The following is a 10,458-nucleotide window of genomic DNA, read 5'->3' as shown; positions in this document are numbered from 1 at the left end:
GCAAAATTAAACGGCCTCAGTCCTATGGAATTCAGGAGTAAGGCCGCTTAACTGTTTTTATTATTTGTACTGTCTACTTGACGGGGTGCTGTTCAGCTTAGCGGTTGGCCTTTTTGTTAAGGTTCCATTTCAATTCACACTAGCGAGATGGTTGAACTGCATGAGGATAATATTTTTTATGGAAAAACAAATATACAGTACCGATGATTACGATTGAGGTAAGAAGCAAGGAGACCATTAAAAGCGTAACGGCAAAGAATATAAAAATGGGTGATTGCTGCTCCCGAGCCATTAGCAGAAATCCTTGAGCGACAGTGGCAACTCCAAAGGTATAAGCCCAGTAACCCGGAGCGAATGCTTGTTGCCTTAACCAGTTGTAGGACAGAACTAAAGAAATGGTTAGGAAAAGAGAATAACCTGCCAGCGCGTAAGTTAATAAATCGGATGACTGACCGCTAAGCACTTGGTACGCAACGAGCACAATAGCGGCCGGTGCCATATAGATCCCCATGAAATTTCTTGTTTTGGCATCAAGTCCCCCTGTTACCAATTGCTGCAGCACGACGGAGTCCAATATAAGCCACGAGATTGCTCCAATGCCAAATAGCATCCAACCATATTCCTTATAACCAAATAGGCCTGCGATCAATGCATTAACAAGCACGCTAGCTGTATAGGTAAGGAATAAGGAGGGGGTCACTTGCTCGTTTCCGCGGGGTACCGCCCACATTCGGGCAAGCCGATAGGAAGCATAGGCTATATTGGTTACCGATCCTGCCCAGAAGAGAACGTGGGAAAAGGTGTCCAGATAAGGCAAAAAGGCTAATGCAAGCAGGATTAACGATTCTGGAATCAAGGCAACAAATGAAGCTTGAATAGGATCTCGCCATTCATTCACGGCAGAAGGGCGATGATTGATCCATTTGTTCGTATAAAGCGCGCCCCACCACAAAAAGGAAAGAATCGCTAACAACTCGAAAACAATGCCGTATGCACGAGGAACATTCCAGGCATCATGAGCAAAGAGCAAAGCATTCCCTGTCTCAGCCAAACCTAACGTCATTGCGAAATAAGAGGCTGGAGCAATTGGAAGCAGCCCTTTTAAAGATGCTGCTTGTTGATTTTGACGCCTGTTAGCCGAATCGATTGATTCCATAAGTGTTCCCCCTATATGTTCTTGCTGCTAGTATCCATTGTAGTGAAATGATGAATGATAGATCAATATTGATATTTCTATAATAATGATTGATAATTTGAATGACTTATCCATTAGATGAAATCAGCAAAAGGAGGGAGCATCATGGAATTAAGGCAGTTAGAATGCTTTATTGCCATATGCGAGGAACTGCATTTTACGAGAGCATCGGAGAAGCTGGGCATCACCCAGCCTACTTTAAGCTACCAGATTAAACTTCTTGAAGATGATTTAGGAATGCCTTTGTTTAACCGAATCGGGAAGAAGATCACGATGACGGAGGCAGGAAGCCTACTGCGCAATCATTGCAGCACCATATTTGGTTCCTTGGCCGGAGCACGCGAAGAAATTTTTGAGCTGCAGCACATTGAGCGTGGCACGCTGTCGATAGGCGTATTGATCGGGGAGATAAATGAACTCGTATCAGGCCTTCTGATTGATTTTCATCGCATGTATCCCAAAGTTCAAATCAAGCTTTACGGCGTTGAAGATGTGGTAGAGCCTCTCGTCGACAACGATCTGGATTTTGCCGTGACCATTCTGCCTCTGGAGGATGAGAGATTCAGCAAGGTATCCCTTTATGAAGAGCAATTTTATTTTGTAATGAATGAGGACCATCCGCTTTCAAAAAACAAGTCCATTGCACTTGATGAAGTAAAAAAAGCATCGGTTATTATGTTCCCGCCTACTCATCGCTGCCGGAAAATGATCGATTTGGCTTGTTCGCTCCAGAGCTTTGATTTGAATCCGAAAATAGAAACCTCGACGATTGAATCGTTGCTGATGCTTGTTCGTTCAGGCGCAGGTATATCTATTTTGTCCAAAACGCTGCTTGAGCTGTACCCGCATCCAGAGTTGAAGGTGGTTCCGTTGACGAATCCGGTTTTAAAAAGGGAAGTGGGCGTCATTTATTTAAAAGATCGTTATATGGGGAAAGCGGCGAAGGAATTTATAGAGTTGCTGATCAAACATATTGCGGTTATAAAAAAATGACCTCCGCGCTTTGGCGGAGGTCATTTTTCATGCTTGCCATTTATGTTTCAAATCTTATTTATAGTATAATGGTTACTACTAAATGGGTTGGATAACAGAGATGAGGGAACGGATGCCTACGATACTGGTTGCTGACGACGATGCGAACATTCGCGAGCTTGTCTGTTTATTTCTGCGCAACGACGGATATGAAACGGCCGAAGCGGCGGACGGAAAGGAAGCGTTGGCCGTCTATGCCTCGACGCACGTCGATCTTGTCGTGCTCGATATTATGATGCCGATTATGGATGGTTGGACGTTATGCAAGGAGCTAAGAAGAAGCAATCCTGATCTTCCGCTGCTAATGCTGACTGCGAGAGGCGAAACCTGGGAGAAAGTGAAAGGCTTCCAGCTTGGGACGGATGATTATTTGACGAAACCATTTGATCCGCTGGAGTTGACGGCTCGCATCGGGGCATTGCTGAAACGATATCGGATTGGCTCCACGCAGACAATCCGTTTAGGCAACGTCATTCTTGATCGGCAGATTTATAAAGTGATCAGCGGCAAGGCGTCACTCACGCTGCCGCTTAAAGAGTTTGAATTGCTTTATAAGCTAGCAGGGACACCCGGGCAAATCTTTACGCGCGAGCAGCTGATCGATCAGATTTGGGGAATTGATTATGCTGGCGATGATCGAACGATTGACGTACATATTAAACGCCTTCGGGAGCGGTTCGCGGCTACACCCGACTTTCGCATCGAAACGGTGCGTGGACTTGGTTATCGGCTTGAGGTGTACGAATGATCAAGTCCTTATATACACGAGTAGTTTTGATCTTTCTTGTCTCCGTAATCGGGGGCACTGTCATTGCTTTTTTTGTGGCAACTTGGGTATTTAAAGATAAATTGAACGAAAACCTGCATGTTTCCTTATCCAACTTTGGCCAGGACTTCGTCCGCGTTTACGAGACCATCCCGCCCAGTGAAGCGGACTCGTTCGTAAGCGGAATGAAGCAGCTTGATTCCTATCATGTTCGAATTTTCGATAAAACAGGGCAGTTCCAGTCTTACGGTATGCTTCACGGACATCATATTGCCACTGTGACCATGGAACAAGTAAACAAAGTGCTGCGCGGGGAAGTTGTTCGGGTCAATACGGATGGTATTTCCAGTATTTTATTAGGGCTGCCGTTAAAAACGGAAATGGGGACGAAAGCGATGTTTGTGGAGCCGCTCGCCCCCCCTTCTTCCACTTTTTTCGTAAAATGGATATGGTCGTTTGTAACCTATTCGTTGGTTACAGGAAGCTTATTGATTTTGGCTGCCTCCGTGTTCCTGATCAGACCGATCAAAAGGCTTACAAACGCGACTAGACGTATAGCAGCTGGAGATTTCAACGTGAAGCTGAATATTAAACAATCGGGTGAGCTAGGCACCTTGGCCCGCAGCTTCGAAGAAATGATACATGATCTGCAGCAGCTTGAGCAAATGCGCAGGGAATTTGTATCGAACGTGTCGCACGAGGTCCAGTCGCCGCTCACGTCGATTTCCGGTTATGCAATCGCGCTCAAGCAAGTAGACATTGCGCCTGCCGAGCAAAGCCGTTATCTCGATATTATCATCGCTGAAGCGGAGAGGATGTCCAAGATGAGCGATAGCCTGCTGAAGCTGAGCTTGCTTGAATCACAGTCGCAGCAGATGCGGCTTGTCACGCTCCGTCTTGACGAACAAATAAGGCGCGTAATCGTTGCGATCCAGCCGCAATGGTCGGCTCGCAACATCCGCTTCGAGCTTAATCTGAGACCGGTTACCTTAACCGCTGATCATGACCAGCTAAATCAGGTATGGACCAATTTACTCGGCAACAGCATCAAATTTTCTACGGACGGCGGCACGATAATCGTCAGCGTCAAGCAAGATAACAAAAACGTGACAGTCCGAATATCCGACACTGGCATTGGTATTTCGCCGGAGGATCAGAAGCGAATATTCGATCGGTTTTTTAAAGCTGACCGTGCCCACAGCCGCAAATATGACGGCAGCGGCATGGGACTTGCCATCGTTAAACAGATCGTATCGCTTCATCGGGGCGACATCCGAGTCGAAAGCGAGCTCGGCCAAGGAGCAAGCTTTATTGTTACCTTGCCAATAACGACGCCGATTGAGTAATCAGGTTGTCTCCTTCCTTCTTCTCCATGTTGCGGCATCTTGTGCAAGCTTCCTTGCATGCGATGCCGCAGCATTTTTTTTACCTGTTCATATTCCGTTCATATTGCCGTCATAGACAGTACATCTTTGTCGTATAAGCTTGCTTTAGCGGCCTGTTAGGCAAGAGAGCCAATAAACAGAAGCGGTCAGGAGAAGATGCGAATGATGCGAAGAGAAGCAAGGAATAGGTGGGTAAGCGTGAGAATCGATAGAAAACAAACGCATACGATCGCTTTAGCTGGGGTGAGCCCATTATGAAAAAAATATTTAAGATTATGCTTTATTCCATAGCAGCAATCGTTTTAGCAATAGCCGTTTTTATTGCCACCGTTTATATCGTCAATAGGATCAGCAGCAAATCGGAGCTAGGTAAAATAAAACCCTACGGCCAGTTTGTCGCCGTGGACGCGAAAAATATGAACGTTTTGATTCAAGGAAAAGGCGAAGAAACAATCGTGCTTCTTCCGGGTTACGGAACGGCAGCGCCGGCTCTTGATTTTAAGCCGCTAGTGGAGGATCTGTCTCCTTTTTACAGAGTAGTCGTGATTGAGCCTTTTGGTTATGGACTCAGTGATGTTACCGAAAAAGAACGAAGCATAGGAAACATAGTAAATGAAACGCATGAAGCTTTGCAGAGCCTTAATATTGACCGGTATATTTTAATGGGCCACTCTATTTCAGGCATTTACGGATTAGAATATGTGAACAAATATGAAAGCGAAGTGAGCGCCTTTGTCGGGATCGACAGCAGTGTTCCAACGCAAGGCGGCAATGATGGCGAATTCCCATCAGGCATATATAAAGCGCTCAAAAAATCAGGTTTTGCCAGACTGCTAATGAAGCTCAGTCCAGACCAAATTGTAGCGCCAAACGTTGATGATGAAACGAGAGAACAAATAAGAATGCTTTCGCTCAAAAACATGTTTAATCCGAACATATTAAGTGAAGGGGAACATTTTAATCCTAATTTCAAAGCGGCTGAAAGCTTAACTTTCCCCCAAAACCTTCCTGTTATTTTCTTTTTGCAAGCGAATGATACAGAAACAGAAGGTTGGATACCGCTGCATGAGGAGCAAGTGAAAAATTCTGCGCATGGTAAAGTGATGACATTTGAAGGCGGGCATTATTTACACCATACCCGGTCAAAAGAAATCGTTGAAAACTTCAGAGGATTTATGGAAGGTTTAAAATAAACATATAGGTATATGCGAGATGAAAACCGCTCTTTGGGGCGGTTTTTTCGTTGCTTGGCTATGCGGATCATATCGAACCGTCAAGGAGAATGCAGTTTATTTTGCCCGTTCATATTCCGTTCATATTGCCGTCATAAGGAGTACATCTTCATCGTATAAGCTTGCTTTAGCGGCCCGTTAAAATAAACAGATATGGATAGGAGCAGATGCAAGTGAAACAAAATGAGGTAATGAATGTGAGAATGTGCAGGAGAACTGGTGGAAAACGAGCTTTAATAGTCGCTTTGGCGGTGGTGAATAAATAATGAAAAAAATACTGATCATTCTTCTTAAAGCATTAGCCGTAATAGCTATAGCCGTTGTCGTTTTTATAGCCATTGTTTTTTTCGCCAATAAGATCAGCAGCAAATCAGAGCTGGGGAAAATAGAGCCTTATGGCCAGTTAGTGCCTGTAGACGGGAAAAATATGAATGTTTTGATTCAAGGAGAAGGGGAAGAAACAATCGTGCTGCTGCCAGGCTACGGAACGGCATCACCAGCTCTTGATTTTACATCGCTAGTGAAAGAGCTGTCTCCTTTTTACAAAGTTGTCGTGGTTGAGCCTTTTGGATATGGATTAAGCGATGGAACCGAAAAAGAACGAAGCACGGAAAATATCGTGAATGAAACGCATGAAGTTCTGCAAAAGCTTAATATTGACCGCTACGTTCTAATGGGCCACTCCATTGCAGGTATTTACGGATTGGATTATGTGAGCAAATACAGAAACGAAGTGAGCGCTTTTGTCGGGATCGACAGCAGTGTTCCAACGCAAGGCGGCATGGATGTTGAATTGCCAGCAAAGAAGCTAAAGTTGCTCAAAAATTCAGGGTTCGGCAGATTGATGATGAAAGTAAGCGGCAATCCATATGCCGAGCTGCCGTTTGAGGATGAGACAAAAGAACAGCTGAGAATGATTTCACTCAAAAACATGTATAATTCTACCACTCTGAATGAAATGCAGCATATTAGTTCTAATTTTAAAGCAGCTAAAACCTTAACGTTCCCAAAAGATCTTCCTCTTATTTTCTTTATACAAGCGAATAATACCAGCCATAAGAATTGGATACCGCTGCATGAAGAACAAGTAAAAAACTCTGAAAATGGAAAAGTGATGACATTTGAAGGCGGACATTATTTGCACCATACCAAATCAAAAGAAATCGCTGAAAACTTTAGAGCCTTTATGGAAGGAATCAAGTGAGCTTAGAACCGCCCTTTGGGGCGGTTTTTTCATTGTTTGTATATCCCTAGATGAACGGGGGACCGGGATAGTTGAACTGAATTGTTGTATTTTGTATAATCAACAAGCCAATAGCAGTGGAGTGTCTCGATAAAAAATGAACGATATACAAAAGCAACAGAAATGGAGAAATGCTTAATGATTAATAAAATCGGCCAAATTATGTTATATGTGAACAACCAGGATGAGTCATTGAAATTTTGGACAGAAAAAGTAGGGTTTAAATTAGTTTCCGAGGAAAAAAACGAGCATATGAGATGGATCGAAATTGCTCCAGCAAACGATGCACAAACGAGTATCGTGCTTCACAATAAGGAGCTAATTGCAAAAATGCAGCCTGAATTGAATCTTAATACACCATCGATGTTGTTTTTCTCGGACGAGCTCGATAGTTTGTATAAAGCGTTTAAGGACAAAGACATTACAGTCGGCGAACTTGTAACGATGCCTTCCGGAAGAGTATTCAACTTTGCTGATAGCGAAGGAAATTACTTTGCGGTTTTGGAAAAAAAGTAATGACAAATGAAGAACAAACGTATTCGTTCTAATGCACAAAAAACCCGACCTGAATAAGGGCGGGTTTTCTGGTATTTTTACATTTCATTATATCGGTCCTGCAGAAATTCACTTTAGACGAAAAACGAATTTGCCGCTCTATGGATGATACTTCCGTCAGACATACGAACGGAATCATCGTTATATCCGATAATCGTAGAAGCTGGACGAATCTGCATCCCGTTTTGCATGGGTTTGATGATAGCTTTTTCAGCTATCGCTACTTCAAAATCTTTGTTCGTAATTAGTCTTTGACCTTCTTGAAGTTTAATTTTCGCTTGCATATAAACATGCCTCCACGGTTCTATTTGTTTTTTTATGCTAAGGTCAAATAATACACTAATAACTTCATACAAAGCAATGGCAGCGAACGCAAATGAAAAAGTATTTCAAAAAGATCTCATAATGATCTATAGTAAAGGATGCATATTTATAACGTATTCTAACCTAAAGGAGGGTGTAGCTTATGCGCGAAACCTGTATTCCGACTGGCGTGAAAGTAAAAGACACTGGCTTTGGATACACGTTGTCCTTAATCGGCGGTAAATATAAAATGATCATTATGTATTGGCTGTCAGAAAATAAGATTGTGCGGTTTAATGAGCTGCAGCGCTGTATCGGTACCATTTCCTTTAAAACGCTGAGCATCATGTTAAAAGAGCTGGAGGCAGACGGACTGGTCATACGCGAGGAATTTCCTCAAATACCTCCCAAAGTTGAATATTCATTATCCGAACGCGGTCTTTCTCTCATTCCATTGTTAAATATGATGTGCGAGTGGGGCGAGCAAAATAATTCTCCTGCTCTGGAAGCCGCTCAGCGGTAGGCAAAGCTAGTTAAAAAACAAAAGAAGTATCTCCTGAACAAGGAAATACTTCTTTTTTTAGCAGCTTTAATAAATAGGCCTATTACAGGCTGTCAACAAAAGTCAAATAATGACGCGCGCTTTTTTCCAATTCGTTCGTAGACGGATCAATTTCTGTACCAGGCACCATTTCGCCAGGCTCAGTTTCCGAACCATAAAACGCAAAGAACGAACGATAATTTGCATTGCAGTATAGGAAGGTCGTTTCAAAAGGAGCTAATAACTGTTCAAGCGTATAGCGATATCTTCCCTCTTCGCTGTAATCCTCTTGTTTAATACCGGCAGATACAGCTAAAGCGACTTTGCGATCTTTTAATTTATCGCCTCCATTTGTACCAAATGCCCACCCGTAAGCTAAAACATCGTCAATCCATTTTTTTAGGAGTGGCGGACAATTAAACCAATAGATAGGGAACTGTAGAACAAGATTGCGATGGGATTCCACTAATTTTTGTTCTTTTTCCACGTCTATAATTCCATCCGGGTAAACCTTATGGAGTTCGTGTACCGTATACTTTTCTGGATATTTATTGAGTTCTTCTACCCATCGCTTGTTAATGACGGATGTTTCAATGTTTGGATGGGTTACGATAACTAGCGTTTTCAATGTAGTATCCTCCTTCATTCATCTGTATTTCTTTTTTTGAGTATAAAGATTGCACTGCAAATATGTAAGTATGCACTTTTAGTACAGCTACTGTCATAAAGGTAAGTGTCGTTTTGGACGGCGAACGGTTTTGGATGGGGGATACCATAGGCGAGGCTGCGGTTTACTCCGATAAAAAGCAAACAACCCCCTCGATAAAATCGCAGGAGGTTGTTATTTTAAGTTCTTCTAATGAGCCAATACAAAGCAACAAGACATAGATGTTAGAATCCAGCGCGGGAAGCGCCGCATGATTCGCGAATAATGAGCTCCGGCGAATGGTTGATGCTTATCGTTTCGTCTGAGCCGTTAATCGCGCTGATGAGCTGCAGAACGGCCATACGCCCCAAGTATTCGTTATGCTGGTCCATCGAAGTGAGCCTTGGGATGCTGTAATCGCTCTGTAGGAACTGGTCACAGCTGGCGATCGCGATCTGCTCCGGGCATTGCAGTCCGCGGTCTTTCATCGCGCGGATTGCGCCAAGCGCGACCATGTCGTTGATTGCGACGACAGCGGTCGGAAGCCTGTCAGGATTCATGTCTAAAAGTTGCGTCATCGCGCTATAACCGTCTGGTGCGTAGTAGTCGGATGTGACAATATACGTCTCATGTACGGTTTGACCCAGTGATCGCAACGACTGCGTGAACGCATCGACGCGGGAGGTCGTAATTCGAATGCCGGGTTCGCCGCCGATGAAGCCGATTCTCTCGTGCCCGAGCGCGATAAAGTGATGGACGATGGACGTAACTCCTTGTTTCAGGTTGCGTTCGACGAATAAGCACTCGCAGCCGTCGATACGAGAGCCCATGATCACGACGGGGACTTGCCTATGGAGTTGGTTGAGCGCCTGAACGAAGGAATCCGGAACATCGTCCTTATCAATCTGTCCGCCTAAGATCAATACGCCATCCACTTGCTTCTCCAGGATGATCTTGAAATACTCCTCTTCCGTCAGCGATGTCTCATAGCGCTGGGGATTGCGGGAGAACATGGTGTTGAACAACAACGTGGCATACATGTTCTTAAGAGCAAAGCTCTCGACTTGAAGGAACAATGACGCGAAGTAGGGGTTCGTAATGTCAGGAAGAATAACGCCGATGTTCTTCGTCTTATGATTGACCATGCCCCTAGCGAAAATACTTGGGGTATAGTTATGTTCGTCGATAATCCGTTGGATGCGTTCTCGCTTCTTCGGGGAAACAGAAGGGCTATTGTTGAGCACGCGCGATACCGTGGATACGGAGACGCCGCTCTTCTGAGCGATTTCCGTGATCGTAATCTTGCCTTTCAATGCGACACATCCTTCTAATAGCTTTCCGATTAGTTAAATTCTAACGCATCTTTTACAACTGCGCAAGCTATTTTGGTATCGTTACCAAAATAAATAGGCTTATTTCAAGTTTTATAATAATTCGTGGTCACCTGATAAAAAAACGAACTTATAAAAGGGTTGACAGCTTTTATAGAGGTCTGTTAATCTTGCGTTGAAAGCGTTGCACAAATTCAAAATTGGTAACGTTACCAAATCAATAGGAGAT

At 43.8% G+C, this 10,458-nt stretch carries 11 protein-coding genes; 7 read left to right on the top strand and 4 right to left on the bottom strand.

Translation table 11 applies throughout. The annotated features are described in order from the left end of the window. Positions 1 to 139 precede the first annotated feature (139 nt). Positions 140 to 1,156: a hypothetical protein gene (locus tag ADU23_RS00145; protein ID WP_053371878.1), complete on the bottom strand. Its 1,017-nt coding sequence runs from the start codon at positions 1,154 to 1,156 to the stop codon at positions 140 to 142. 144 nt (positions 1,157 to 1,300) lie between these two features. Here ADU23_RS00145 and ADU23_RS00140 point away from each other — a divergent pair, with 144 nt between their 5' ends. The 6 genes from ADU23_RS00140 to ADU23_RS00115 all read left to right on the top strand — a co-directional run bounded on the left by ADU23_RS00140 (position 1,301) and on the right by ADU23_RS00115 (position 7,369). Then, positions 1,301 to 2,188 (top strand): LysR family transcriptional regulator, encoded by an 888-nt coding sequence (locus tag ADU23_RS00140; RefSeq protein WP_053371877.1) that lies wholly within the window; start codon positions 1,301 to 1,303, stop codon positions 2,186 to 2,188. 112 nt (positions 2,189 to 2,300) lie between these two features. Beyond that, complete coding sequence (locus tag ADU23_RS00135; RefSeq protein ID WP_053371876.1) at positions 2,301 to 2,975, top strand: response regulator transcription factor; 675 nt, start codon at positions 2,301 to 2,303, stop codon at positions 2,973 to 2,975. Further along, positions 2,972 to 4,339: a sensor histidine kinase gene (locus ADU23_RS00130; protein WP_053371875.1), complete on the top strand. Its 1,368-nt coding sequence runs from the start codon at positions 2,972 to 2,974 to the stop codon at positions 4,337 to 4,339. The genes ADU23_RS00135 and ADU23_RS00130 overlap by 4 nt, the downstream gene beginning before the upstream one ends. A 293-nt stretch (positions 4,340 to 4,632) precedes the next feature. Further along, a complete protein-coding gene (locus ADU23_RS00125) occupies positions 4,633 to 5,571 on the top strand; it encodes an alpha/beta hydrolase (protein ID WP_053371874.1) in 939 nt (312 codons plus the stop codon). Between the two features lie 304 nt (positions 5,572 to 5,875). Continuing rightward, positions 5,876 to 6,814: an alpha/beta hydrolase gene (locus tag ADU23_RS00120; RefSeq protein ID WP_053371873.1), complete on the top strand. Its 939-nt coding sequence runs from the start codon at positions 5,876 to 5,878 to the stop codon at positions 6,812 to 6,814. Between the two features lie 177 nt (positions 6,815 to 6,991). Then, positions 6,992 to 7,369 carry a VOC family protein gene (locus ADU23_RS00115; RefSeq protein ID WP_053371872.1) on the top strand — a complete coding sequence of 126 codons (378 nt, stop codon included), beginning with the start codon at positions 6,992 to 6,994 and terminating at the stop codon, positions 7,367 to 7,369. Positions 7,370 to 7,482: 113 nt separating this feature from the next. Here ADU23_RS00115 and ADU23_RS00110 read toward each other — a convergent pair whose 3' ends face one another. After that, entirely contained in the window at positions 7,483 to 7,692 is a 210-nt protein-coding gene (locus ADU23_RS00110) for a hypothetical protein (RefSeq protein WP_053371871.1), read from the bottom strand. A gap of 182 nt (positions 7,693 to 7,874) precedes the next feature. Here ADU23_RS00110 and ADU23_RS00105 point away from each other — a divergent pair, with 182 nt between their 5' ends. Next, positions 7,875 to 8,234, top strand: a complete 360-nt coding sequence (locus tag ADU23_RS00105; protein WP_053371870.1) for a winged helix-turn-helix transcriptional regulator — start codon at positions 7,875 to 7,877, stop codon at positions 8,232 to 8,234. 82 nt (positions 8,235 to 8,316) lie between these two features. On the opposite strand, the gene ADU23_RS00100 is transcribed toward ADU23_RS00105, so the two are convergent. Both ADU23_RS00100 and ADU23_RS00095 read right to left on the bottom strand, forming a co-directional pair. Then, positions 8,317 to 8,880: an NAD(P)H-dependent oxidoreductase gene (locus tag ADU23_RS00100; RefSeq protein WP_053371869.1), complete on the bottom strand. Its 564-nt coding sequence runs from the start codon at positions 8,878 to 8,880 to the stop codon at positions 8,317 to 8,319. Positions 8,881 to 9,143: 263 nt separating this feature from the next. Beyond that, the gene (locus ADU23_RS00095) at positions 9,144 to 10,211 is read right to left on the bottom strand and encodes a LacI family DNA-binding transcriptional regulator (protein WP_053371868.1); all 1,068 of its coding nucleotides are present in this window, start codon (positions 10,209 to 10,211) and stop codon (positions 9,144 to 9,146) included. Positions 10,212 to 10,458: the final 247 nt, after the last annotated feature.

The sequence above is a fragment of the Paenibacillus sp. FJAT-27812 genome, from assembly GCF_001273905.1.
In the GTDB taxonomy this organism is placed as follows: domain Bacteria; phylum Bacillota; class Bacilli; order Paenibacillales; family Paenibacillaceae; genus Pristimantibacillus.
Note: the sequence above shows the minus strand (reverse complement) of the source record. Positions and strands in the feature narration are given on the sequence as shown.